This window comes from Aliivibrio sp. A6, from assembly GCF_028765505.1.
GTDB classification, from domain to species: domain Bacteria; phylum Pseudomonadota; class Gammaproteobacteria; order Enterobacterales; family Vibrionaceae; genus Aliivibrio; species Aliivibrio finisterrensis_A.
This window is the reverse complement of sequence record NZ_JARACR010000005.1, coordinates 66,906-92,439: the sequence shown is the minus strand read 5'-3', so window position 1 is coordinate 92,439 and position 25,534 is coordinate 66,906. Positions and strand designations below refer to the sequence as shown.

Here is a 25,534-nt window from a genome sequence, read left to right as displayed (position 1 = left end):
ATAAATTCAATAGGTTGTCTGCTGTTGTACGAGGTGTTGTTGGCGGTTTTTCTTCTGTTGGGCTTTCATCTCATACATATGTTTATCTGAGTTTATAAGTGCCTCTTCTAGTCCTTCTCTTGTTGTTGATTTTATGCCATACGCAAAGGAAATTTGTTCATTCTCTAGCTGTTTACAAACATTGTTAATAAATGGCATTGAGCGATCTTTATGAGTGATGACAACAAATTCATCTCCTCCAACTCGAAGAGCCATTTCTTGCTTAATGCATGAGTTTCTCAGCACCTGAGCAAATCGAATAATCATTAGATCTCCTACTTGATGCCCTTTTAAATCATTAACTTTTTTCAAGTCATTTAGATCAAAATAAATAAGATCAAATGCATCTAATTCGATTTCAGAGAGTTTTCTTCTGTTATATAAATTAGTCAGTTCATCTTTCATGTTTTGTTTAGCCAATCTTTTCATCATATGAGTAATGCCAATAGCGATGAGTAGAAAAGCAATAAATAGAGAACCGTCGTCCAATAAAGTATCGATGATTTCGAACTTATCAGCGTGATATTCTATTTGAGGGAATTCTGTTAGTAGGTCATAAGCTTTATTAAATAGTAAAAGTGCGCCACCAGCAGTCAGAAAAGCATAAGGTGTTAAAAACTGGTAGGCTGTTAGATAGATATAGACCAATAAAATAAGTGTTAAACCTTCAAACCAAAGATCAGAAGCTGACTCAAAACCGATAACGTCATAGAGAAATGCGCAGAGAGCAAGAAGCGAAGAAAGAATAGCAACCGCAATTCGTGGCGTTGTTTTGTTCTGCATTATATTCATCCAGAGTTAATGGGACGTCATTCAGATAAGGTACTTAATTTTCAGATAAAAATAAATAGCCCTAAAGAAATAAATTAGAAGCATTCGACTAAAAGATAACTAACATGTATTAAAAAGCCACTATCTCTAATATTAGATAGCAGCTTTTTATTAATATATCTTTATTGCGATTTATAACTGTTTATCAATAATGGCTTTTAAGTCCTCAGTAGGTATAAATCCTGGAATGATTTCGTTGCCAATAATCAAACTTGGAGTTCCCCTTAAGCCAAGTTGAGTAAAGATCTTTTCATTCTTTTCTACCATTTTTACCTTTTCTTGATTTGGAGTCAGTTCTTGCTGTGTTCCTGTTAACTCCGCTATTTTCAGTATGGATTTACTGTCATGACGGGATGGTTTTGCCATCATTAAACGATGTACTTCAGCGTATTGGTCTGGTTTTTTCTCCCAAACATTTAAGGCATACCAAGCTGTATTAGTTTTAAGCCCTGGAATCATTCGTTGTTGGAAAGGTAAAAAGACATTTACAATGCGGATTTCTGGATACGATTTAAGCACATCAATTAAGCCTGACTCTAAGCGTTTACAGTAAGGACAATTATAGTCAGTAAAATTGATAATGGTTAATTTCGGATTTTCAGCACCAAAATAAGGATGTTTAGGGTTGTTGTATAGATAGTCATGATTCAGCGTCAAGATGCTGCTTAGTGACTGTTGGCTATCAAGATATTGCAATAAATTACTATGTAGTCCTTCAATGATTTCGGGGTTTTCACGAAGTAAAGCAGAGATCTTCGCTAATTGTTTTTCTTGAACAGAAGAAATAGTTTCTGCAGTGACAAGCGGTGATAGAAATAAACTTGCTGCGATTGATACTGATAATAATAATGATTTCATGAGAATAGTAACCTTAAGCAAAAAATAAACGTAACCACAGACCAATAGGGGTCGTTACGCCAGTTGTGATAGACGATATTTCACCGTTTTTAACGATGACGATAGATGGGGTTGCGGTGACTCCCCATTCTCGGCCAATATTTCCCGTAGAATCATTAATAACAGGGAAATCATAATCTTTGTAATTCATATACTTAACTAAGCGGTTATTATCGCCAGAGGTAATCGCAACAGAAACGACTTGATGGTCGTTAGCTAACCAGCTCACACTAGGGCTTACCATGGTGCAAACTGGACACCAAGTCGCCCAAAAATAAACTAGAACAGGTTCTTTATAGCTCATTTTTGTAATATCAACCCATTCTCCACCTATAGTGTTAATAGACAGTTTAGGTGGGATTTCTGATGGCATATCTTGGCTTCGCCAATAATCTACGGCAACAGAAAATAGTGTAATAAAGACCGTGAATTTTATGATCTCCTTTAGCCAGTAAATGGCCTTTTGTTTTTTTCCTGTAGCTATCTTCTTTGCCGTCATTAGTTTGCTCTCCCTGCATATTCAATTGCTTGAATAACATCGTTACTCGTTAAAATAACAGGTAAAGGTAACCCTCGCGGTGCATTCGGCCCATAAACAACATTAAGTGGAACCCCAAAACGTTGATGACTTTTTAGGTAATTGGTTACCTTTTCACTTGGGTGAGTCCAGTCTCCTTTCATCGCAATAACGTTTTCTTGATGCAGTGTTGAATAGACTGGATCTTGTAAAATTACACCTATCTTGTTGGCTTTACAGGTAATGCACCAATCGGCGGTAACATCGACAAAGACGGTTTTCCCTTGAGCTACATATTCATTTATAGAGTGTTGTTCCAAAGATTGCCAAGGGATATCGTCGACAATAGGTGTAACCCAATGCTTTGTTGTCATACTGCCAATAATCAGTAATGCGCTACTAGAGAAAACGATAATAGCTAAGATAGCAATAACGGTATTCTTGCCGTGTTTTTTACCTACTTTATATAATAAGAAAATAATTAGTAATGCAGTAATAATCCAAACAGTAGTGCTACCGAGAAAGGGAGAAAGTAAGCTAAGTAACCATAAAGTTGTTACTAGCATCATCAAACCAAAAATAATTTTGACCTTGTTCATCCACATTCCAGGCTTTGGCATAAATGAAACGAGTTCCGGAAATAAAGCGAACAGTATCCAAGGAAGAGCCATTCCAAGCCCTAGCGAAGTAAATATCACCCACATTTCAAAAACATTAGCACCTAATGCGAAAGCAACCGCGGTACCTAAGAAAGGTGCACTACATGGAGTCGCAAGTAGTGTTGCAAACATACCCTGAACGAAGTGTCCAAGTGTTGTGTTATTGCCTTTACTCGCAATAGAGGTTGAGAATCGGCTTGGTAATTGGATCTCGAATATGCCAAATAAATTAGCGGTAAACAAGGCGGTAATGATAACCATAAAGCCAATGAATATAGGGCTTTGGAACTGGATCCCCCAACCAATGGCACTGCCTGTAAATTTTAAAATAAGCAAACCAGTCGCAAGTAACCAGAAAGACGTTAAGATCCCTGCGGCAGAAGCAAAAAACTGTAAGCGAATAGAACGTTTACTTGAGGTTGATGAAGTAACCATGCTGTTGAGTTTCATGCCTAATACAGGCAACACACACGGCATAATATTAAGAATTAATCCGCCTAAAAAAGCAAAAACAATCATGGTAATAATGCTGGTGTCTTTACTTTGGATTAGAGGTTTTGTATCGACAATCGCTGTTAATTCATGAGCAAATAACTCATCAGACGCAGTAATTGAAATTGTTTTTCCAGCTAAATCCGTATCTCCTAACCAATTCGTAACGTTATAGGTTGCGGTAATTAAACTACCATCAACCTCTACTACCGGTTGAGAGAAGTAATCATCCGTTATTTCTGGGCCATCAATTAGAATTTGAGGGGTTACCCAGCCTGCATCATGATTAAGTTGAACTTGCAGTTTTTGTGATAAAGCATCAAATGAAGCACTAACTAGTGTTGTTGAATCACTTTGTTTTGGAACAGAAGCTAACCCTTGCTGGAATAAGTGCTGAGCGCTTGCTTCGGTTTCTAGCTTATTAATCTCGATTGGAGGTAGCTCTAAATCGTAATCAGTAAGAACACAGATATTAGTACACGTTGGCAAGGTTAATTTTCCTGAAAAATGTAACGGTTGATTGATATCTTCAAACGTTAATTCCATTGGAAAAACAACATTATGCTTATAGCCAAGGGTCATTAATCCCGATTGCTCATAAAAAGCAGGGGTTGGCCAAAACCATTCTAGATTAGATAGGTTTTGAGATTGACTCAAATCAAGAACAGGAGATACACCTCCTTCACCAGGTGATCGCCAATAGGTTTTCCACTCATCATCGAGTTTTACCTCTAATAAACCTTGTGCTTTATTATTTGATTTATCTACTTCACCAGTCAGCATAAAACGAACTTGTGCTGGAGGATGATCAGGATGAGTTAACCAACCTGTAGATATTGATTGCTCTGTAGCAGATAAAGAAAAAGCAGACAACAGCAACGCTGATGCCAATAGCACCGCAGATCGAAATCGAGCGATGACTTTAATTTGTTTAATTGTAAACACGGTTTTACTCCGAAAATAATTATATTAAGTAAAGATATAAGTACTTACGGTGTGGTTATTCTTGGAAGGTACAAAACGCGAGATGTCGCCGAACACCATAAGAGGTGGGCGGTTCTGTAAAAAAGTAAGTTGATCCAGCTTGTTTAAGGATCGCCGCAACAATAAGAAGGGCTAAGATAAACATCGGGATAGCAAAATCTAGATGAATGGTGTGAGCATTAACTAATTGTTCACTACTACTGCATTGTGAAGCATCATCGTTCTGAACTTGGTTTGAATTGACAGTGTGGATTTGCTCAATATTGTCAGGTTGAGATGATAAAGGGCAGGTTTTTGATAAACCAAGATTTTGAGAAAAACAAACAAATAGCACAATACACACTAACAATAGTGACCACGAAGCGATACTTTGGCGCTTGTATTGTAATAATGAAAATCTCAAAGAAGTCAGCCTATTTTCAAGTGATAGATATCTCTCATATTTTATTGATAAAAGCAAAAAGGTCAATGCCGGTTCTCAGTGAACCGGCTCTTTAAATGTAAGGGTAAATAAATAGTAGTGGTGTTTTTATTAATAACTGGCATAGAAATTGATACATTAAAAAAACAATAATAATTACATTTTTGATAAACGTATTAATTGAAGATATAACTTGAGCCTAGAGAGAATACAAATGAACCTATCAATTAAAGCAAGATTGTACTTACTTGCGATTCTGCCTATTGTATTAACATCATTGTTGATAATGGCGATGACCTATAAGGAAGCCAGATCATTAAACCAAGCTCAAGTGGACATGACACGTTCGCAGATGATGCAAATGAAGCGAGTCGAGCTGAAGTCTTATTTGGATATTGTATCGTCAGAGTTAAAGCATTTTGCTGAACAAGATAAAACCAAAGAAGAAGTGTTAGAGTCATTAAAGCCAGTACAATTTGCAGATACAGGTTATTTATTTGGCTTTACCTCTAATGGTGTTCGTATTTTGCAAGGAAATACCAATGATATTGGTAATAATATGTGGAATATGAAAGATAAAAGGGGCAATTATTTTATTCAAGATATTATTACGGCGGCCAAAAAATCTTCTGGTTACTCTACGTATTATTATCCTAAATTAAATGAAACAGTGGCATTACCAAAATTGGCTTACAGTGTTTATTTTTCAAAGTGGGATCTAATCGTGGGCACTGGTTTCTATACCGATGACGTCGATGCTGTGATTAATAATATGAAAGCGTTAAGCGATAAACAGTTATCAGAGAGTATGCAAGTTATTGTTTTGTTTACTCTTGTTATTATTGCGGTAGTTACAATACTTGGCTCATTGATTAATAAAAGTATTATGACCCCAATCCAGCAGTTTGATGCATCAATCAAATCGTTTGCTTCAGGCGATGCCGATTTAACAGCACGTATGCCTCACTTTACTGTTTCTGAGTTCAATCAACTAAGCACGAATTTTAATTTATTTGTTAAATCACTGCATGAAATCATTACGAATGTATCGCACGTAAGCCGTGATGTCGTAGCTGAAACAACCAATATGTCAGAGCGCTCTTCTCAAGTGAATGCCGTTGTTATTAATCAGCGCTCAGAAACAGAGCAAATTGCGACGGCGATGACCGAGTTAACTACATCATCGCATGAGATTTCTTCAAATGCAGAGCAAGCGGCAAACTCAGCTCAAGATGCGGATAATAATGCTCAAGTGGCAATGCAAACCGTAAATGAAGCGTCAGAGTCAGTGAAAACATTAGCAGCAGAACTCGATGAAGCAAGCAATGTTATCTCGAAACTAGAAGGTGATGTGCAGAACATCGCAAGCACCTTATCTGTAATTCAAGATATTGCAGAGCAAACTAACCTATTGGCTCTAAATGCGGCAATTGAAGCGGCAAGGGCAGGTGAGCAAGGGCGTGGTTTTGCCGTTGTTGCCGATGAAGTTCGTAAGTTAGCGAGTCGTACTCAAGAGAGCACTGCGCAAATACATCAACGTATTGAGGCGTTGAAGTCAGGCTCTGATTCTGCGGTTCAAGTCATGGAATCTAGCAAAAACTTCAGTACACTGACTGTAAATAAAGCGGTGGCTGCGTCTGAATCATTAGGTCACATTTTAGTATCAGTAAATACTATTATGGAAATGAACTCATTAATTGCAACGGCTACTCAAGAGCAGAGCATTGTAGGCCAAGAGATCTCTGAGCGTATTGTTTCTGTATCAGATCAAAGTTCAGAGTCAGCAGAACTAGCGAGCCAAAACCGTGCTGGTGGTATTTTGTTGAATCAGAAAGCAAACGAGTTATCTGAACTAGTCGCTCGATTTACTTTGTAATTACATACAGCAATAAATTGATTAAAGCACAAGAATTGAAAAGTTCTTGTGCTTTTTTATGTGCGCTAGTGGCTTATTACCATAATTTAAAGAAACGCCAATCACTTAGTGCGATAATAGTGGAGTGAACAGGTGGTGCAAACCAAAAGAGTATCGCGTTGGCTATAATAAACAAAGCAGATAAAGGTCGATTAGAAAAATCGGTTAGTTTTAAGGCTGAGCCAAAGGAACGTTTGATACGAACGTTTGCTAAATCAACACTGTAGAGCTCATCTAAAAGCAAATGAACTACCCCTCCAGCGAAAACAAATGCCCCAGAAAGCCAAGCAATATGATCCCAGCCTTTAACATCATCACTCAGAATAAAACACGTAATATTCGTCGTGAATAGTCCACAAAATAACAGAAATAATAAAGAGTGACAGATACCACGATGAATAGTCTGCCATTCAAATACATTACGTATGCCGAATTTGATAAACAGATGAATCACAACAGGTAAACCAATGAGAAGTAAAAACTGCCTTTCATCGATAGCATCACTAGTAAAGTAACGTATGCTCAGTAGTACTATACAAATAGTAAATAGATTAAATATGATATCTAACGAGGTTGAATTATCAGAGTCGATATCAGGTAATAGGCCACCAATAGTGCCTAAAAACCACAACCATAATGCGGTATTAAGTTCGATGTGATTCGCTGACAATAGGGCAGCGGAAGTCACACCTGATGCCAATGCGGCAACATTTAAATGAGTACTGAAATTTGCCATAGGTTTTCTAAGAATTCTTTTGTAAAATGAAGGCTGAATTATTGAGATAAGTGATTATGTTTAAAATATTTGCATTACTGTTCATCGCGTTAGGAATTTATATTGGTATGAACTATGGCGATGAAGTTCAAAATGTTATGGATTCGGATGCCTTTGAGAAAGTACAAGAAACTATCGTTGATGGGAAAGATCTTGTTGTCGATAAAATAGAAGACGCAGTTCAATAAGAAATAGAATTTAGCCTTCAAATAAAAATCCCCCTTGATGCTTAACATCTCGGGGGATTTTTGATTCTATAACAGTAAATACTGAAAGCCAATAAATAACTGTGTTTATATACAGTTACCTTGTGGTTTTATTGTTATTAACAATTATTTAAGTGGAAGAATGGTGATTTCTACGCGGCGGTTACAAGCACGGCCTTGCGATGTAGAATTATCACAAACAGGGTAACGCTCACCGTAGCCACGGGCATGAACACGTCCAGCGGCTACTTTTTGTTTGATTAGGTAAGTACGAACAGAATCAGCACGTTGCTCTGATAGTGTTTGGTTTTTTGTTGCATTGCCAGAACTGTCTGTATGACCGTCAATTTGAAGAGCTGTATCTGGGTATTCAACAAGAATACGAGCAACACCATTTAATGTATTGTAAATACTAGAATCTAATTGGTAAGAGCTTGATTGAAAACCAATGCCGTTATCCATTACTAGCTTCAACTCGTTTTCACCCACACGTTCAACTTGAACACCAGAGCTTTTTAGCTCGTTACGTAATGCTTTTTCTTGGCTATCAAAGTAATAGCCAACACCGCCTCCAACCGCGCCACCAGCTGCAGCGCCAATAAGTGCATTTTTACGACGCTCTTTTGCGTTGTCGCCGCTAGCAAGGCCAATAGCAACACCCGCAAGAACACCAGCAAGAGCGCCTTTGGTAGCTGAGTTTGTTTCTGTTTCACCGGTGGTTGCATTTTGACGTTGAGTAGCCTGACAACCAGTTAAAGTGATAAGTAGTGCAAGCGCAATAGTGATTTTTTTCATTTTTTTCTCTAGTTATATACATCTGTGTCGCGCAGTGTACTCCTAGATGATCAAAAATCAATGCCTTGAAAAGCTCTTTATTGATAGAAGAGCTTATAATTATGTGAAATAAGTCACTTAAAATTATTTTCTAGATTTATTAGTAACGCTTCACAAGTTGCTTTTAATTGTTGTAGCTCTTCAATCTCTAATTGGCTTTTGCAAAAAATAGCATTAGGAACAGTGAGTGCTTGCTCCTTTAACTTGACGCCTTTAGTTGTGAGAAACACTTGTCGAATACGTTCATCTTGAGTGCTGCGTTGGCGAGTAATGATTTCTTTCACTTCTAGACGTTTTAATAAAGGCGTTAAGGTTCCTGAGTCTAGGTGCAGCTCTTGACCTAATTCTTTTACATTGATGCCATTTCTTTCCCAAATAACCATCATTGCTAAGTATTGTGGATAAGTAAGATCCAGTTTGCTTAGGAGTGGGCGGTAAGCTCTGATCATTGCGTTTGAGGCGCTATAAAGAGAAAAACAAACTTGATTTTTAAGCAATAGTTGGGGGGAATCACTCTCTTCTTGAATAGATAGTTCAAGGTTATTATTCATATTCATACCAAAAATAAAACTAGATTGTGCACAATATACTTGTTTTTTATCTTTAAATCGACTTATACTTACCGAAAGAAAATTGTGCACAATTTAATTGTGGTCAATTAAATTTCTCAGTGCTATTCGATAAAAGGACATCATTATGACAACGTTATACACAACAACAGCAACCGCTTCAGCAGGACGCAACGGTCAAGTAACAACAGACGATAACATGCTTGATCTTGCGCTAAGTTACCCAAAAGAGATGGGTGGAACCGGTGAAGCAACCAATCCTGAACAGTTGTTTGCAGCTGGTTATTCTGCGTGTTTCTCAAATGCGATTCTGCACGTGGCTCGTGAGATGAAAATCAAACTGACTCAAGCGCCAGTATCAGCTGAAGTGGGTATTGGTCCAAATGCAACTGGCGGTTTTGCATTAACCGTTGCTTTAGCAGTGACGTTAGAATTAGATGAAGAACAAGCTCAACAATTAGTGAAAACAGCACACCAAGTTTGCCCGTACTCAAATGCCGTGAAAGGCAATATTGATGTGAAATTATCAGTTAATGGTGTTGCACTTTAATTCATAGGGATTGATTAAATGAATACTCTATTACTAACCGTAGGGCGTGTACTTCTGGCACTGTATTTCTTGGTTCCAGGTATCATGAAATTTGTGTCGTGGGATATGCACATCCAATTAATGGAAAAGCATGACATGCCATTTGTTCCTGTCCTATTGGGGCTTGCAGGTATCTTTCAAATTGGTGCTGCTATTTTATTAATAGCAAACCGTTTTACATGGATAGTTGCCTTACTACTGGCAGGATTAGTATTAGTCATTAATGTATCGCTGCATGATTTCTGGAATTATTCAGGATTGGAAGGCGCGCATGAGATGCAAAATTTCATTAAAAATCTAGGTATTTTTGCTGGTTTGTTAGTACTTTCAGGGCATTCAATGCCGGAGTGCTGTAAAGCAAAATCAGTATCACAATGATGAAATAATATAGAGTATAAAAGCAAAAGGGATATGAGGTGATTCATATCCCTTTTTTTTATTTGTTATTTAATACATTCAATTACTTTTCAGAAGTAAAGAAATCATTATAAAGCATGTAAAGGTGAGCTGAACTCCAAGAGAAATTTGGTGCACCTTGCTGATCGCCCGTTAATGGATTGTAGTTTTCACGGATTGGACCGTCACCAACTAGACCATCTGCGTGATCAAAGAATGCGCCTGCCATTTCAACCGCATCATCACGGTAGCCGTAGCTTTCCATGCCTTTTAGGCCAAAGTAGAACTGGTCAACCCAAACGCGCCCGCGCCAATAGATATCAGGACCAAATGCAGGGCTAGATAGTGCTGCCGTACCTAGTGGAATATAAGTATTGAATTCAGAGGTATCCTTCATCACTTTAACAACAGCGTCAGCGTTTGCTTGGGTTGCCGCTTTATTGAAGAGTGGTGACCAACCTTCAGGGCCTTTGCCACGCTCAACAATTGGTTTACCTGCACAGCCGTTTGCTAATGGTTTGTCTTCAATACGGATATCGTAGAAGAAGCCAGTACCTTCATCAAACATACAAGTGTTGATGTAACTTGCTAACTTATCGGCTTTTTCACGGAACTCTTTTGCATCAGTATCTTTACCTAGAATATCGGCCATTTGAGCTAGATACTGGTTGTCACTGAACATGTAGCTTGCTTGGTCAACAGACTCTTGCAGTAGAGAATAACCCAGTAGCGTGCCATCTTTATCTCGGTTTTGTGCGAATTTCACTTCCCAATCCGAGCGTTTACCACCATTTGCAACATAAGCGTCTAATTGATCTTTATCGATAAAACCAAAGGCTGCGGCATCATCACGACCAGACTCCCAAGACGCTGCCGTTTGTGCAGGGATCTCAATGTGGTCATAGTTACCAGATTTTATGATCTCTTGGTATTTATCCAAGCCTGCAAGTTCTTCTTTCTTATCACCACGCTCAACCGTAAACAGCATATCGCCATTATCTGTATTGTGCGCCTTATCGCGTGAAGCGCCATACTCAGGCACACCGTTACCATTGTTATCACGATTACGTAACCACCAATCATGATAAGCAACCAATTTAGGGTACATTTCTTCTAACCACGCTTTATCTTCAGTGGTTTTGTATACTTCCATTACTGCCCATGCAGCAAGACTTGGTTTTGTGTTTCGCTCATTCCAGTTACCACCGTCACCACCACGCTCAGGGCTTGTGTTGTAGGCTAATAAATCAGGAATAAAACCGGCATCCCAAGGGCGAACAGCATCGTCAGCTTGGATTTGGTAAGCAAACATAGCGCGAATATTATCTTTTGCTACTTCAGGGTTGAAGTGTGCCATTGCATACGCTTGTTTCCACGTATCCCAAGGCCATGTTTGGTTACCTGAGAACCAACGAGCGGTTACAGATGGTGTTACTGAGTCAAACTCCATTGCACCAGCCGCACCGCGCCAGTTACCATTAAGCGTTTCCATTGCTTTTACTGCAACGCGCTCTTGTTCAGGGGTTGCATTTGGGTTGGTTAAACCTTTATCAAGGTATTCTTCCCAACGTTTTTCAGTCGCAACTAAATATTGATTCGGATTTGCTAGAATGTCAGTGATTTTAGCTTGCTCTGCTTGGTTCTCTTCAGCGGTTAATATATGAGAATACGTAGTATAAATTGTGGTGGATTGCTCAATGTTTGCTTTAGAGGTAAAGCTTAAGCCATCAACGGTAGTCGTCGTAGGAATAGATTTATGAACTTGGTACTCAGAGTCGCCAGAAGTTAATAATGACCATGTCGCGCGAACCTCACCAAAAGTCACTTTTAGACCATCATCTGTTGCTTCAATGTGACGATCATAATTAGGGTATGCTTCAGCAATGGTTTTATCTGATTGAGATTTTTCTTCTTTTGCGTGATTACCTTCGATTAGCTCACCATCCCAAACAAGCTCAACAGGTGAGTTGGTTGTGATTTTAGTTTCAACTAAAGAAGTGCGGTTTGTTGCAAAGCGCAGTGTCATTTCTATTTTTACGCCATCAGAGCTTAATACTTGCACTAATGCACCAGGAAGGCTGTACGCTTCCATAGTAAATTCAACTTTCTTGCCATCTTTAAATACACTTAGGCGATCGAAATTGTTTGCCATGAAATTAATGTATTCTTCGGTAAGTAAAGCCGTTCCAGGAAAACCACCCATACCATCATCGTTGTCTGGTAGTAGATGGCCGTGCCAAGAGCCCATGTCAAAGAATGGGTTAAAACGTTGGTGATCATCAAAATCGTAATCACGCATATATTCAGGGGAACCCGTGCGATCAATCACGTCTTTAAATTGTGCCGCTTTAAGCTCAGTAGAGTTAAGGTCTGTAGGTGATGTTTGTGCGCAGCCCACAGCAAAAAGGGCAGTAGCAACAGCAAGTGCAGAAATTTTTAAATTCATAATTAAATTCTTATAATTGATTTAGTAAAGGTTTAGTAAATTTAACTTTGTGCATGGTATTAATAAATAGAGTGACTGTCCGTGAACTCAGTCTCATTTAATAAGGTGATATAAAGATGGAGTGTGATTCAGTTGGCATAACGAAAGTAGATATTAAAAAGGCACTGAGGGGGATCAGTGCCTTTTGCTTTAGGTATGGTATGGAAAACTAAATGCTAATTTGATTTCTACCTATTTTACTGTAGCTGTTTTTGGTTCAATGGCTTTTGCTTGCTTCTTTTCAAAGCGAGAGATCCACCAGTATGCAAGAGCGGAGAATACCATCGTCATAAATACATTAATGAAGAATGCTTGAACTAAATCAACACCCGTTGGGAAGGCTGATGCTGTCATACTTACTACAAAGATAGTGATAAGCACAGACACAACACCCATGCCTACTTTACGCGAGCCCATACGGAAATCACGAGGAGTATCATCATGCTTCAAGCGGAAAACAAAGTAAGCAACCATGATGAAGATTGGTGGAAGCATTGCTGTTCCGGCTGTTAGGTTAATAGCCGTGCTCATCATTTCTTGTACTGACTCAGAACCAAAGCCGTTAACAACTAGCATCACAACTACAAAAGCAAATTGCCACCATGCTGCACGAACAGGAACACCGTGTTCATTTAGTTCTGTCGTTTTTTCACCGTATACACCTTGAGGGATTTCAGAGAAGTGAATTTTAACAGGCGCTGCAGTCCACATCATCATAGAACCAAACATTGCGATGAAAAGAACAATACCCACAAAGCGACCAACTAATGATTCAGAGATATTGAAGAATTGAGCCATACCCGTAAATATTTCAACCATACCGCCTGCGTAGGTTAGGCTTTCGCGTGGTACGAATACGTTGACAAGTAAAGAGCCTACAGCGTACATAGCACCAATTAAGATACCTGCTGCGATGATAACTTTAATAAACGTCTTTTGACCGCCTTTTACATCTTTCAAATAAGCAGCGGCAGTTTCTGCACCACCGGCGGCTTGGAAAATCCAACACATAATACCCAGTGTTGCCCAGTTAATCGTTGGGGTCATGGCTTCCATTGTGATTGGTTGAGCTGGAGTATGGTCGCCTCCTAGTGCCATTAGTGCACCGATAACGTAAATACCAAATAGAGCAAAGACACCATAAGCAACCATTTCAGATATCTTACCTAACCAAGATGCACCTTTGGTGGAGATATGCGTCGCAGCTGCAAATAAAATAATCGAGATAACAGAAGTGACAACAGGAGAGAAAGCATACTCATAACCTAACATTGCATAAGAAGCATAAGCAATTACGTTAGGAAGTAGAGAGACAAACCAGAATAGATTTACAAACCAATAAAGGAACGAGCCTAGGTAAGCCATTTTGGTACCAAGAGGTTGCTTTAACCAATCGTACATTCCAGATTCTGAGTTTTTATTGGCAGACACAAATTCTGCAATGATAAAAACAAAAGGGATAAAGTAAACTAACGTTGCGAATAAAAAGATAGGAGCAGAGCTTAATCCTAGCTCAATATTGTTATTAACAATGTTACGAACGTTGAATACCGCCGCCATTGTCATCGACAGCAAGGCAAATTTGCCAATTGTCCCTCGTAAAGAATCAGACATAATAATTGTATCCCTAGTATGTTTGCGTTTGGGTTATGAGTTTATAATTTTAGTTAATAAAATTTGGGTGTTTTTAGTAAAATTATAGTAATAAGTTTTACTAAGGGTTACTGTGAGATATGTCATTAAATCAAGATTAAGAAAACAGCAAAATGTGATGGTGATCTACTCTGGTGTTGTTTTTATTTTAGACAAAAAAAACGCCCATGACGGGCGCTTCAATTATGTAGTTTCTTTAATTACTGAGCCGCAGGTTTTGATTCCTCAATAAGCTCTTCTTTGCTTAGTGATTTCTCGTATTGGCTGTATTTCCACCATGCGTAACCAAGGAAGATAACAATGCCGCCAACGTTGTAGAAGATAATCGTCATGATATCAGCACCTGTTGGGAAGGTTGACGCAAAGAAACCTACCGTGAAAATACCAATTAGAATAGAAACAATCGTGATACCAGTAAGACGAGATCCCATTCTAAAATCACGCTCTAGGTGATCCAGTTTTAAACGTAGATTCAAGTATGCAATCATGATGAACAGTGGTGGAAGCATAGAAGCCGCCGCTGTCATGTTAATGATAGTACTCATTAAATCTTGTACCGTATCAGACGCTAATGTAGGAATAAACATCAGTGGAATAACGATTAAGAACTGAATCCATGCTGCACGCTCAGGCACACCTTGTTTGTTTAGTGCAACCGTCTTTTCACCGAAGATGCCTTTTGGAATTTCAGAGAAGAAGATCTTAACTGGAGTTGCAGTCCACATTAGAAGAGAGCCAAGCATTGCCGTAAATGAAACCACACCAACAAAACGGTTCATTAAGATTTCAGATAAACCATAGTGTCTTGCTAAACCTTCAAATACTTGTACTGAGCCACCTGTAAATTTCAATACTTCACGAGGGACAAATACGTTCGCTAAGATAGATCCCACAGAGTAAAGCGCACCAATGAAGATACCCGCAATGATGATAACCTTCACGAAAGACTTGTGACCGCCTTTAATGTCGTTTACATAAACCGCTACCGATTCTGCACCCCCAGCCGCCATGAAGATCCACGTGATTACGCCAAGAAAAGCCCAGTTAAATGATGGGGTCATTGCTTCGATTGTGATTGGATCTGCTGGCTCAATACCACCAATTAACGCGCCGCCTGATAACAGAATGTAAGACAGAGTAAGCAGAAGCATTAATGATGAGGTTAGCGAGGTAATTGGACCTAGTAATTTCGCACCATTGTTTGATACATGAGTCGCTACCGCAAACAGTAGGGTACTTAATACCGCGGTCGTTAATGGTGTAAAAATGTATTCAAACCCTAAGAATGCATAAGAGGCATAAGCGATGATTCTTGGCAGCAAAGAGGTAAAGAAGAATAGATTAACGAACCAGTAAGTATACGCGGTGATGAATGCCCAACGACCGCCTAATGAGCTTTTTACCCAAGCATAAACGCCAGCCTCAGAGCTTTTATTAAGCGATACAAATTCAGCAACAATTAAACAGAATGGAACAAAGTAGAACAGGGTAGCCAAGAAGAACATAGGTGCAGAAGATAGCCCGATTTCAATATTATTATTGATGATATTATTGAAGCTATAAACTGCAGCAAAAGTCATAGACAGTAAGGCGAACTTGCCTATTGTGCCTCGAGTTGATGTAGACATAAGGTACTCCGATGAATCACATATTGTAGGGTAGGAGGGGTTTGGTCGGTTAAGATCCAACCCCTCTCATAGTTTTTTATTTCAGGTATTACTTATTTATTCAGGAAGTAGCCATCTTCGATAGTGACTTTTAGAACCACTTTACGAACACGACTATCGCCATGGAATTTATAGGCTTTGCTGTTATCAAATACAGCAACTTGACCTTCACAAAGTTGGTGTATTTGACCGTTGCCATTTAGGTGTTCACGATCCGTTTCATCGGAATACGCTTGCACGCTTTCTAGTTCAGACTTATTTGCAACCTCTACGGTTTCACGGCCTTCTAGGTAGTAATGAATATCAAAGTATCGGCGGTTACCAACAAAGGTTTCTGTGTTTTTAGCCACGCCATCTTCAATCATGTACACCAGAGAATCACCAATTGAATACATGATCCCATCTCTTAGGTTGCCAATGTTTTCAATCGCTTCAACACAACGGTTCCATTTACGACCGTCACGATATACCACTTTAAATTGTTCTAGATTGTCTAAAATGATCATTACTTTTCTCCGCCTTCAATTGTTGTTTTTGAAGTGAATGCTGTGTTTGAGATGAATGTGTGGTTTGCCAATGCTTTTGGTGAACAGCCACCTTGTTGAAATGGAACCAAAGTCAGTGCGTATTGGAATTTATCCATGTAAACACGGTATGAATCCAACACCTCAGAGCCCCAAGAGTTTGAGCCTAAGCCCATTAGTTTATGGTCAAGGTTAAGTGTGATGTAACCACTCTTCTCAAGTTCAATCGTGTGCTGCGCTTCATGAATGTTCTGATTAGTGTAGAACCAAGCGCTAAAGTTAATCTCTTGCTCAGGTTTAACAAACAGACCACTACCATGTCGGTTAGCTAGCGATGCCCAACGAACATGCTGACGGTTACCATTGTTTTGTGGGAACGGGTAGTTCTCAAACATATCAGCAACGGTGGTTTGGTATACATCAATCATGTTTGCTTGTTGGCTGTCTTGATAATTCTCTTCTGGGCCACGACCATAATATTGAACTTGGTCAAACTCATTATTGATGCCAAGATCTAAACCAATCACAGGGATAACATGAGGGTAATCACCGTAACGTTCACCAGATAACTGAATATTTAACTGGCCTTCTTTATTGATTTCATAAACGTAAGTACAACGCATACCAAAATCAAACACAGGTGGCGCAATAATGCTGGTTACCGTGAAAGTGGCTTTACCGTTTGAGGCATCAAGTTCGATAGAGCGGAAGTGCTCTTGCATGATTTGAAGGTGTGCAGGCTCCCATAGACCTTCATGCTCTTGCTTATGGTTATCCACCATTGGTTTGAAGAAGTTCAGTTTAGGTGCGCTGGCAATTAACTCATCACCGTTTACAACCCATGAGGTTAATTTACCGTTCACTTTTGAGAAAGTAAGCGCAAAGTTCAACCCTTTTACCACATAATCTAAACGAGATGCTGTGATATCAAGAGCGATTGCATTACTGTTAGAGAACACAGGAAGATGCTCTGTGTTTTCTTTTAACTGAACTTGATAAACTGCAATATCGTGATTCGCTTCGCTATACAGAGTGCGAGAATCTTTACGTACTGTGAAATTAACGAATGTTTCGCGTCCATCCAATTCTGGTAGTGTGATTTCAATATCACGGCTGGAGTTTTCAGTTAAGCCTTCTACTTTGAATGTTGTGCTTTGCAGAGTTTCGCCTTCAGCACGGATCTCAGCGGTAATGGTGTAGTCATCAAGGTTTGTGAACCATAGTTTGTTATCTACTGTGAAAATGCCGTTTGCTGCATCTTTAGCGTGGATCTTAACCGGTGCGATAACTTGCTTGTATTCTTTTAAGCCTGGGCCTGGAGTTTGATCCGAGTAAACCAAACCATCCATACAGAAGTTGTAGTTGTTTGGATAATCGCCGTAATCGCCACCGTATTTTAAGAACTCAGTGCCGTTTTCGTCTTTCGCTAGGATGCCGTGATCACACCATTCCCAAACATAATGCCCTTGAATTGAGTCATGTTTGTAGAATACGTTTTGGTATTCAGTTAACCCGCCAGGACCATTACCCATTGCGTGTGCGTATTCACAAATGATGCGTGGTTTATTGTGCGGATGCTCACCAAAGGCATTCATTAGTTGAGCACGAGAGTACATAGTACTGATGATATCAACCACTTCAGCATCACGATCTTCTTCATAATGAACCAGACGCGTGTCATCAATTGCTTTTGCTGCATCATACATAGATTTGATGTTACAGCCGTAGCCTGATTCATTACCTAGCGACCACATGATGATAGAAGCGTGGTTTTTCTGAGCATGAATATGACGCTCAATACGCTCGACAAATACGTGTTCCCATGCAGGATCATTGGTGATGCGGCTTAAATCACCGACGTTAGCAAAGCCGTGCGTTTCTACATCAGTTTCACCCATAACAAACAGACCGTAAACGTCACACAGTTCATAAAAGCGTGGATCATTAGGGTAGTGAGCAGTACGTACAGAGTTGATGTTGTGTTGTTTCATTAATACGATGTCTTTCTCAACACGATCCATGCCGACAGCGCGACCCTTTAGGTGATCGTTATCGTGACGGTTTACACCATGAAGCATGACGTATTTGTTATTGATGTAGAACAGGCCATCTCGCACTTTAATATCACGGAAACCAACACGGTTCGGGATGATTTCTAATGTTTTACCATTCTCATCTTTTAGAGTCAGGATAAGTTGGTACAGGTAAGGATTTTCTGCCGTCCAATGCGTTGGGTTTTCCATATCAATCTTGATATCTACATTATGGTTTGCATCAAAAGTGAGTGAATTTACGGTACCTTCAGAGATGACAGCCTTACCATCAAATAGTGCATAATCAAGTGAATAATTAGATACTGAGTTGTTTGTTAGGTTTTCTAAATCTGCCTTGCAAGACAGTGTCGCGCTTTGGTAATTTGCATCAAAATCAGTGCGGATAGTAATGTCTTGAACATGAACTTGCTCTTTACCAACGAGGTAAACATCACGGAAGATACCGCCAGTCCACCACATGTCTTGGTCTTCAATGTAAGTTGAATCAGCCCATTGCATTACACGAACAGAAAGCAGGTTTTCACCTTGTTGTGCAAATTCAGATATATCAAATTCAGCAGTTAAACGGCTACCTTTACTAAAACCAACGTAGCTACCGTTTACGTACACTTCAAAGTAAGTTTCTACGCCATCAAATTTAATAATGGTTTGTTTGTTGTTCCAAGTTTCGCCTAATGTGAAGGTTCGTTGATAAGCGCCAGTAGGGTTGTCACTTGGTACAAAAGGAACATCGATAGGAAAAGGAAAGCCTTCATCGGTGTATTGAAGATCGCCATGACCTTCCATTTGCCACATGTTTGGAACGGTAATGTTGCCCCAATCGCTCATGTGCTCAGAGTAGAACTCATCAGGTACAAGCAGTGGGTTAGTGAAGAAGTTGAAAGTCCATTGGCCACTTAATAACTGGTAGTGGCTGCTTAATTCACGTTGGAATGTCTTTGCAGACTGAACTGAATCGTATGAGAAAAAGTAAGCACGCGGTGCCATTCTGTTTTCATTAAGGCGGAAGAAGTTTTCCCAATTGTTCACGTGTAGCCTCCCGGACGATGCCGATAGTTCTTATAAATAGGTAATTAATAACTCTCTGGTAAAAGATATTAACTAAAGTTTTAGTAAAACAAATCGGTAAATTGTTTTACTTTTAACTTGGTCACATATTGAACTGAGCTTTGTGAGCTTGGTAACGTTAATAAGAGTTGTAGAAACAATTCATTAACCTTAATTGATTAATAAATAGATAAAATAATCGTGAAGTGATGGTGTATTGTGCAGAAATAGAAAAGAGTAGAGTAAATCGTTAAAATTTAGGTGCAAAAAAAGCAGCGTGATAAACGCTGCTTTTATTAAAATAAAAAAAGTTTTTAGTTATTTTTTAGTGGTATCACGCAAGCGTAATTTACTTGGAATATACACACGAACAGGGATAACTCGTTCATCACGACGGCGTTCAAGCAATAAGTTGACACCTTGGCTTCCCATTAGCTCTGAATGAATGCGAACGGTAGAGAGTGACGGGAAGGTAAACTTGGCAGTTGGTATGTCATTGACACTGATTAAAGCAATGTCTTCAGGAATGCGTAACCCTTTTTCATGAATCGCACGCAATACACCAATAGCTATAGAGTCTGAAGCAATAAACAGCGCATTTGCATGGTCGGTTTCTAGCATTGCTTTAGCCAGTTTATAACCTGATGAACTTGAGAAATCACCACGGTAGAGATCGGATTCTGAAACCACGCCTTTTAGCTGGCCGTATTCTGCAAACACTTCTTCACGAATGTCTGAACAGTTTTCATCATCCTGACCACCAATAAAGCCAATGCGTTGATAGCCTTGGTTCATGAAATAGTTAATCACTTCTTTACTGATACGAGCAAGATCAATATCGACAGAATCAAAGTTTTGATCGTGATCGGTATAATCAATATAAACAATGTTTTTGCTGATCTTTTGAATTGCTTTTAGTTGTTCTTTTGTTTGACGACCAACAAGTAAAATACCATCTACCTTTGGGTTCTTTATCTCTAGGCTGCTTTCATAACTGTTGGTTAATGTGATATCAAATTTATCACATTGAGTTTCAATACCATGACGAATCGCAAGGTAGTAAGGATCATTCACTTCAGTTTCTTGTTTGTAATTATATAAAGCAAGGAAGTGCAGTTGTTCTTTTGCTACTTGAGGTAAAGCACTGGCCAGTTTACGGGTCGAACTGGTTTTGTACTCAAGCTTTTCTGCTATCTCGAAAATACGTCGCTTGGTTTCTTCTTTTACACTTAGTGTTGGATCTTCGTTTAATACACGAGATACCGTTGCCAATGAAACTTCAGCTTCGCTGGCTATTTCCTTTAACGTTGCCATTCATCCTCCAGCCAAAACGTCTTGTTATTTGTTCTGTCGTTATAGTACTGAATTAACACTTGCTACGATACTCAAATTATAACTAATTTAGTAAAACTTTTAGTATTTAGAAACAATCGTCGCATTTTATCGAAAATCTTTTGGGTTTGTTGGCTTAATGGTTTTTATTTCGATGAAATACAACCAACAGAAGAGCGACGAACTAAAATTGGAATAAATAATTTATGCTCTGTTTGTTCTTCTGTATCGCGACTGGCTAACTTGAGCGATAAGTTTACCGCTTGGTTTGCCATGATTTGGATAGGATAACGGATAGTCGTTAATCGAGGATAAATATAGCGAGCAATATGACCATCATCAAAACCAATGACTGACATGTCTTCAGGGATACGAATTCCGTTTTCTTGCAATAATGCCATACATCCTGCCGCCATATAATCGTTATAAGTAGCGATAGCTGTAATGGGGGTGTTCTTAGCAATCAAATTGATTACGGCTTGTTCTCCGCCTTCTTCATCGGGTTCGCCATATTCAATATATTCTTCTTTTACTTTAATATTATTATCTTCTAATGCTTGTAAGTAACCGGCTTTACGATCATAAGCATCATCAATCTCATGACTTGAGCAGATATAACCGATGTGTTGGTGCCCTTGGCGGATCAAGTGCTCTGTTGCAAGGTAAGAGCCCTTGTAATTATCAAGTGCAATGCAGCGAGAGGAAATTTCAGGAATAAAGCGATTAATAAGAACCATTCCTGGAACTTCATCCGCTAATTTAATCAGAACGTCATTACTTAACCCTTTACTGTGCACCACTAATGATTCACAACGGCTATTAATTAGTAAATCAATGGCGTTTTTTTCTTTGGTTGCATCATGATACCCATTACCAATAAGAACCTGTTTTCCTTGTTCGTTAGCAACCGTATCAATGGCTTTTACCATAGAGCCAAAGAAAGGAGCAGAAACGTCATTTACTAACACGCCAATGGTATTTGATGTTTTACTTACTAAAGCACGAGCGTTTGAATTGGGGCGATAACCTAAGGTTTCCATGGCTTTTTTGACTGCAACAATCGCTTTCTCACTGGTGTGTGGGGCATTGTTGATGACTCGTGATGTCGTCGCAATCGATACGCCTGCTTCTTTTGCTACGTCTTTAATGGTCGCCATAGAAATCTCTTATTCTTATTTGTGCTGTAGGGTGTATTGGTTTGTGATGAAGTAACTTGTTTAATATAAAGGATTTTATCTTTAAATAAAGCAATGTAATTAACATCGCGATAAGAAAAACAAAAAAAATCCTCAGAACGGCGATTCTGAGGATTTGATTTGAGAGTAGTGAGTTTACTGCGTTTTAGGTTTAAAACTTAATTGATAACGGTAAGATTTATCGGTCAACTGATATTCCTTATGAACACTTGGGCTCCATGAGTCATCGCCGCCAACGCCCATGTGCTTATGATCGATTCGTAAATAGACCTTATCTTCTTCATACAAATCATTAGTGTGTTTGGCTTTTGTTAGTTGAGCTAAGCTGTATCGACTGACATTGAATTGATAGTCTCCCATAATTTCAATATTACCTGCTTGCAACCACTTAGTATCGCAGCGTAACCCACTGTCTGTCGGGAAAATATACGGTGTATGCATCGTTTCTAGTGGTTGAGTGTAGTGACCAAAACGGGCAGCGGCTAAGCGATCTGGGTAGTTCTCAAATGGCCCTAATCCTTTCCATGAAATGTTGGTATTATTATGTTTTAGTGGCAACTCAAGTTCTAGCCCAATACGTGGCATTGGTGGTAAGTGATCTGCCAATGTTACTGAGATATCAAGCGACATTTCACCATCATCACAGAAGGTATAATTCCAAACAGAGAGTGCTTGAATTTCATTGTTGTGTTGGTATGCAAACGTTGAACTCACCATGACAGAATCAGATGAGACATTGGCATGACTCTTTATACACTCTTGCTTCCAGTGACCTATACCGGCTTCTTCCCAGCGACATACCCACGCATTTGGGTCGACAAAATCGACTTCACTCACACCAATGTCATTATCTAATGGCGCACGGAAAAAGTTATCTTTTGGTGATGCTAAAAACTGAGGCTCATCGTTGACTTGCCAATCAGTTAGAAGACCCGTCGCACGGTTTAATTGCCATTGATGCACTTCGTTATGACTGGTAATAAATATGTGATTGTCATCTTCTGTTAATAAAGGAGCAATAAGAGCATTGGTAGCAGGAAGCGTTAACCCATTTGGATTGGTTAATACAAACTGCTCAGTTGTCATCACATGACCTGTGGATGCCCATGGCGTATCGCTGAGTAACGTCACATCGATGGATAAGTGGTACTGCGCTTGTGGTTTTGTGGTGAATGCAAGGTCTAGATTAACGGTTTCGTTATCGTTAGCCTCGATACTTAATACGTGATCACCTGTTAATACAGCAACGCCATTTTCTAATAAACGCCATTGCAATACTTCATTATCAGCCGCACGGAAAAGGTGCTCATTATGAATGCGTAAAGTGCATTGATTTGATGTTTGATTTATCAATTCAATGTTGATCATTCGTTGACTGTATTTTGCTTCTTCTAGCGTAGGGTGTGGTGTTCTGTCTGGGAACATCAATCCATTAATACAGAATTGACGATCATTAATGACATCACCAAAATCACCACCATAAGCCCAGAAGTGTTGTCCATTTTCATCGTGTTGAGTGATCCCTTGATCAACCCAATCCCAAATGAAACCGCCTTGAAGGCGAGGGTATTCGCGGAAGGCTTTCCAATAGTCATCAAAACTACCTAGGCTATTTCCCATCGCATGTGCGTATTCACATAAGATCAATGGGCGTTGTTCATTAGGTAATGAAACCCATTTTTTTATAGGCCATTTCGGAACAGCTTCATCTTCAATGGTGGTATCTACACGGGCGTACATTGGGCAAATGATGTCAGTGGCTGTGCTATTTGCGCCACCGCCTTCGTATTGCACAGGACGAGAGGGATCAAACTGTTTTGACCAAGCGTACATCGCATTGTGAGTACTGCCATGGCCTGATTCATTACCCAGCGACCATAAAATAATAGAGGCGTGGTTTTTATCTCGCATCACCATTTGTGTATAACGACTCATGTAGGCGTGGGTCCACTGAGGATCGGTTGATAAGCGATTCATTGGGATCATGCCATGTGTTTCGATATTGGCTTCATCACACACATACAAACCGTATTGATCACACAGTTCATACCATCGAGGGTGGTTAGGGTAGTGTGCGGTACGTACGGCATTGAAGTTATATTGTTTCATCAGACAGATATCGCGGATCATATCTTCTTCTGTCATCACATGCCCAAGCTCTGGGTGGTGTTCATGACGGTTCACGCCACGGATCAACAAAGGCTGGCCATTTAGCTTTAGCTGACTATTGTGGATTTCGACTTTACGAAAACCAACGTGATAGGCTTCACTTTCAATATGTTGTCCGTCTTCGTCTAATAATGAAACAACAAGGCGGTATAGATTTGGTGTTTCAGCGGTCCATTTTTTTGGATCACGAACTGACAGTGTTTGAAAAATAACATTGTCATACGAGCCACGCTCATCGATGCGTTTGTTATGTGGTGAAGCAATGATAGCGTCAGTAATGGCACCGTTTTCATCAAAAAGCTGAGTTTGAATTTGTGATGTTACTGGAGCATTAATGGTCGTGACAATCGATAAGCTGCCATCACGATAACAGGCATCTAAATCAGGGGTAATAAATACGTCTTCAATGCACTGTTTTGGTTTTGATAATAAAGTGACATCGCGGAATATCCCACTTAGCCACCACATGTCCTGATCTTCTAAATAGCTGCCATCACTCCAACGGATCACCATGACAGATAAGGTATTGCTACCAACATGAAGGTGCTCTGTTAGGTCAAATTCAGTAGGTAAACGGCTGTCTTGGCTATAACCAATCCACACACCGTTACACCACAGATGAAAAGCCGAATTAACGCCATCAAAAATAATACGCTGTGTTTCTGTAAGATTTTCTTCTGTTAATGACAGTGTTGTTCGGTAGCAACCTGTTGGGTTCTCTTGTGGAACATAAGGAGGATTGACATCAAATGGGTATTTTACATTGGCATAAATAGGTTTGTCATAACCCTGAAGTTGCCAATTTGAAGGCACGGTAATGTCATTCCATGTCGTATCATCAAATTCAGGTTGAATGAATTCACCATTGACGACTTCTGGTGCTGAAAATAAGTGAAATTTCCATTGTCCGTTTAATGAAGTGCGTTGAGAACGCTGATTTTCTTGTGCGTCAGCAAGAGAGCGAAAGCTGGCTAATGGACTGTGTGCTTTTAAGCAATGAATATTAACCGACTGTGGGTTTTCCCAATCGCGTCGTTGCAAAATGGCTGAAAATTCCATCGTGATATTCCTACGTACTGATTTAATGAGGGTGCGAAATGAGCAACAAAAGGGGGAAATCGTTACCCTTCGCACTAATATGAAGGCAGTGTAAATAATTTCTGGAAACGTTTACATGACGGAGTCGTCATTTTTAATTTATCTTCCTTTTTATCCTGTCAATCGTGATCTTTATCACATTGAATGCTTTGTTTTATCTGTTTCTTATCCGATTTACTGGGTTT

Annotated in this window: 20 protein-coding genes; 4 read left to right on the top strand and 16 right to left on the bottom strand. The window is 39.4% G+C overall.

The window, feature by feature from the left end; genetic code table 11:
* Positions 1-6: 6 nt before the first annotated feature.
* The 5 genes from PVK70_RS04865 to PVK70_RS04845 all read right to left on the bottom strand — a co-directional run bounded on the left by PVK70_RS04865 (position 7) and on the right by PVK70_RS04845 (position 4,822).
* Positions 7-822: a GGDEF domain-containing protein gene (locus tag PVK70_RS04865; RefSeq protein ID WP_130047645.1), complete on the bottom strand. Its 816-nt coding sequence runs from the start codon at positions 820-822 to the stop codon at positions 7-9.
* 180 nt (positions 823-1,002) lie between these two features.
* The gene (locus tag PVK70_RS04860; RefSeq protein WP_130047646.1) at positions 1,003-1,728 is read right to left on the bottom strand and encodes a DsbA family protein; all 726 of its coding nucleotides are present in this window, start codon (positions 1,726-1,728) and stop codon (positions 1,003-1,005) included.
* 13 nt (positions 1,729-1,741) lie between these two features.
* The gene (locus PVK70_RS04855) at positions 1,742-2,266 is read right to left on the bottom strand and encodes a protein disulfide oxidoreductase (protein ID WP_130047647.1); all 525 of its coding nucleotides are present in this window, start codon (positions 2,264-2,266) and stop codon (positions 1,742-1,744) included.
* Entirely contained in the window at positions 2,266-4,371 is a 2,106-nt protein-coding gene (locus PVK70_RS04850; protein ID WP_242504762.1) for a protein-disulfide reductase DsbD family protein, read from the bottom strand. The genes PVK70_RS04855 and PVK70_RS04850 overlap by 1 nt, the downstream gene beginning before the upstream one ends.
* 64 nt (positions 4,372-4,435) lie before the next feature.
* Positions 4,436-4,822: a hypothetical protein gene (locus PVK70_RS04845; protein ID WP_130047649.1), complete on the bottom strand. Its 387-nt coding sequence runs from the start codon at positions 4,820-4,822 to the stop codon at positions 4,436-4,438.
* Between the two features lie 232 nt (positions 4,823-5,054).
* On the opposite strand from PVK70_RS04845, the gene PVK70_RS04840 reads away from it, so the two are divergent.
* On the top strand, positions 5,055-6,716 hold the full coding sequence (locus PVK70_RS04840) for a methyl-accepting chemotaxis protein (RefSeq protein WP_165367146.1): 1,662 nt from the start codon (positions 5,055-5,057) through the stop codon (positions 6,714-6,716).
* Between the two features lie 76 nt (positions 6,717-6,792).
* Here the strand turns inward: PVK70_RS04840 and PVK70_RS04835 are convergent, their stop codons facing one another.
* Entirely contained in the window at positions 6,793-7,491 is a 699-nt protein-coding gene (locus tag PVK70_RS04835) for a metal-dependent hydrolase (protein WP_130048287.1), read from the bottom strand.
* Between the two features lie 56 nt (positions 7,492-7,547).
* On the opposite strand from PVK70_RS04835, the gene PVK70_RS04830 reads away from it, so the two are divergent.
* Positions 7,548-7,718: a hypothetical protein gene (locus tag PVK70_RS04830; RefSeq protein ID WP_122032018.1), complete on the top strand. Its 171-nt coding sequence runs from the start codon at positions 7,548-7,550 to the stop codon at positions 7,716-7,718.
* A gap of 144 nt (positions 7,719-7,862) precedes the next feature.
* On the opposite strand, the gene PVK70_RS04825 is transcribed toward PVK70_RS04830, so the two are convergent.
* Both PVK70_RS04825 and PVK70_RS04820 read right to left on the bottom strand, forming a co-directional pair.
* Positions 7,863-8,531 (bottom strand): OmpA family protein, encoded by a 669-nt coding sequence (locus PVK70_RS04825; protein ID WP_130045401.1) that lies wholly within the window; start codon positions 8,529-8,531, stop codon positions 7,863-7,865.
* A 113-nt stretch (positions 8,532-8,644) separates the two neighbouring features.
* Entirely contained in the window at positions 8,645-9,121 is a 477-nt protein-coding gene (locus PVK70_RS04820; RefSeq protein WP_130048288.1) for a MarR family winged helix-turn-helix transcriptional regulator, read from the bottom strand.
* 145 nt (positions 9,122-9,266) lie between these two features.
* On the opposite strand from PVK70_RS04820, the gene PVK70_RS04815 reads away from it, so the two are divergent.
* Positions 9,267-9,689 carry an organic hydroperoxide resistance protein gene (locus PVK70_RS04815; RefSeq protein ID WP_130048289.1) on the top strand — a complete coding sequence of 141 codons (423 nt, stop codon included), beginning with the start codon at positions 9,267-9,269 and terminating at the stop codon, positions 9,687-9,689.
* 18 nt (positions 9,690-9,707) lie between these two features.
* Complete coding sequence (locus PVK70_RS04810; RefSeq protein ID WP_130048290.1) at positions 9,708-10,106, top strand: DoxX family protein; 399 nt, start codon at positions 9,708-9,710, stop codon at positions 10,104-10,106.
* 82 nt (positions 10,107-10,188) lie between these two features.
* Here PVK70_RS04810 and ygjK read toward each other — a convergent pair whose 3' ends face one another.
* From ygjK to PVK70_RS04770, 8 genes are all read right to left on the bottom strand, one after another.
* The gene (ygjK, locus tag PVK70_RS04805) at positions 10,189-12,570 is read right to left on the bottom strand and encodes an alpha-glucosidase (RefSeq protein ID WP_130048291.1); all 2,382 of its coding nucleotides are present in this window, start codon (positions 12,568-12,570) and stop codon (positions 10,189-10,191) included.
* A 231-nt stretch (positions 12,571-12,801) separates the two neighbouring features.
* Positions 12,802-14,223, bottom strand: a complete 1,422-nt coding sequence (locus PVK70_RS04800; RefSeq protein WP_130048292.1) for an amino acid permease — start codon at positions 14,221-14,223, stop codon at positions 12,802-12,804.
* Between the two features lie 239 nt (positions 14,224-14,462).
* Positions 14,463-15,890 carry an amino acid permease gene (locus tag PVK70_RS04795; protein WP_130048293.1) on the bottom strand — a complete coding sequence of 476 codons (1,428 nt, stop codon included), beginning with the start codon at positions 15,888-15,890 and terminating at the stop codon, positions 14,463-14,465.
* A 92-nt stretch (positions 15,891-15,982) separates the two neighbouring features.
* The gene (locus tag PVK70_RS04790; RefSeq protein ID WP_130048294.1) at positions 15,983-16,435 is read right to left on the bottom strand and encodes a beta-galactosidase subunit beta; all 453 of its coding nucleotides are present in this window, start codon (positions 16,433-16,435) and stop codon (positions 15,983-15,985) included.
* Complete coding sequence (gene ebgA, locus PVK70_RS04785) at positions 16,435-19,536, bottom strand: beta-galactosidase subunit alpha (protein ID WP_130048295.1); 3,102 nt, start codon at positions 19,534-19,536, stop codon at positions 16,435-16,437. The genes PVK70_RS04790 and ebgA overlap by 1 nt, the downstream gene beginning before the upstream one ends.
* A gap of 336 nt (positions 19,537-19,872) precedes the next feature.
* Positions 19,873-20,868 (bottom strand): transcriptional regulator EbgR, encoded by a 996-nt coding sequence (gene ebgR / locus PVK70_RS04780; protein ID WP_130048296.1) that lies wholly within the window; start codon positions 20,866-20,868, stop codon positions 19,873-19,875.
* Between the two features lie 164 nt (positions 20,869-21,032).
* Entirely contained in the window at positions 21,033-22,043 is a 1,011-nt protein-coding gene (locus PVK70_RS04775) for a substrate-binding domain-containing protein (protein ID WP_130048297.1), read from the bottom strand.
* 174 nt (positions 22,044-22,217) lie between these two features.
* Positions 22,218-25,310, bottom strand: a complete 3,093-nt coding sequence (locus PVK70_RS04770) for a beta-galactosidase (RefSeq protein WP_130048298.1) — start codon at positions 25,308-25,310, stop codon at positions 22,218-22,220.
* Between the last annotated feature and the right edge of the window lie 224 nt (positions 25,311-25,534).

Excerpts from the sequence above, each read along its gene's own strand:
- PVK70_RS04830 (WP_122032018.1), top strand. The coding sequence starts at position 7,548 with ATGTTTAAAATATTTGCATTACTGTTCATCGCGTTAGGAATTTATATT.
- PVK70_RS04795 (WP_130048293.1), bottom strand. The coding sequence starts at position 15,890 with ATGTCTACATCAACTCGAGGCACAATAGGCAAGTTCGCCTTACTGTCT.
- ygjK (WP_130048291.1), bottom strand. The coding sequence starts at position 12,570 with ATGAATTTAAAAATTTCTGCACTTGCTGTTGCTACTGCCCTTTTTGCT.
- ebgR (WP_130048296.1), bottom strand. The coding sequence starts at position 20,868 with ATGGCAACGTTAAAGGAAATAGCCAGCGAAGCTGAAGTTTCATTGGCA.
- PVK70_RS04775 (WP_130048297.1), bottom strand. The coding sequence starts at position 22,043 with ATGGCGACCATTAAAGACGTAGCAAAAGAAGCAGGCGTATCGATTGCG.
- PVK70_RS04800 (WP_130048292.1), bottom strand. The coding sequence starts at position 14,223 with ATGTCTGATTCTTTACGAGGGACAATTGGCAAATTTGCCTTGCTGTCG.
- PVK70_RS04835 (WP_130048287.1), bottom strand. The coding sequence starts at position 7,491 with ATGGCAAATTTCAGTACTCATTTAAATGTTGCCGCATTGGCATCAGGT.
- PVK70_RS04820 (WP_130048288.1), bottom strand. The coding sequence starts at position 9,121 with ATGAATAATAACCTTGAACTATCTATTCAAGAAGAGAGTGATTCCCCC.
- PVK70_RS04770 (WP_130048298.1), bottom strand. The coding sequence starts at position 25,310 with ATGGAATTTTCAGCCATTTTGCAACGACGCGATTGGGAAAACCCACAG.
- PVK70_RS04865 (WP_130047645.1), bottom strand. The coding sequence starts at position 822 with ATGCAGAACAAAACAACGCCACGAATTGCGGTTGCTATTCTTTCTTCG.
- PVK70_RS04810 (WP_130048290.1), top strand. The coding sequence starts at position 9,708 with ATGAATACTCTATTACTAACCGTAGGGCGTGTACTTCTGGCACTGTAT.
- PVK70_RS04840 (WP_165367146.1), top strand. The coding sequence starts at position 5,055 with ATGAACCTATCAATTAAAGCAAGATTGTACTTACTTGCGATTCTGCCT.
- PVK70_RS04790 (WP_130048294.1), bottom strand. The coding sequence starts at position 16,435 with ATGATCATTTTAGACAATCTAGAACAATTTAAAGTGGTATATCGTGAC.
- PVK70_RS04855 (WP_130047647.1), bottom strand. The coding sequence starts at position 2,266 with ATGACGGCAAAGAAGATAGCTACAGGAAAAAAACAAAAGGCCATTTAC.
- PVK70_RS04815 (WP_130048289.1), top strand. The coding sequence starts at position 9,267 with ATGACAACGTTATACACAACAACAGCAACCGCTTCAGCAGGACGCAAC.
- PVK70_RS04825 (WP_130045401.1), bottom strand. The coding sequence starts at position 8,531 with ATGAAAAAAATCACTATTGCGCTTGCACTACTTATCACTTTAACTGGT.
- PVK70_RS04860 (WP_130047646.1), bottom strand. The coding sequence starts at position 1,728 with ATGAAATCATTATTATTATCAGTATCAATCGCAGCAAGTTTATTTCTA.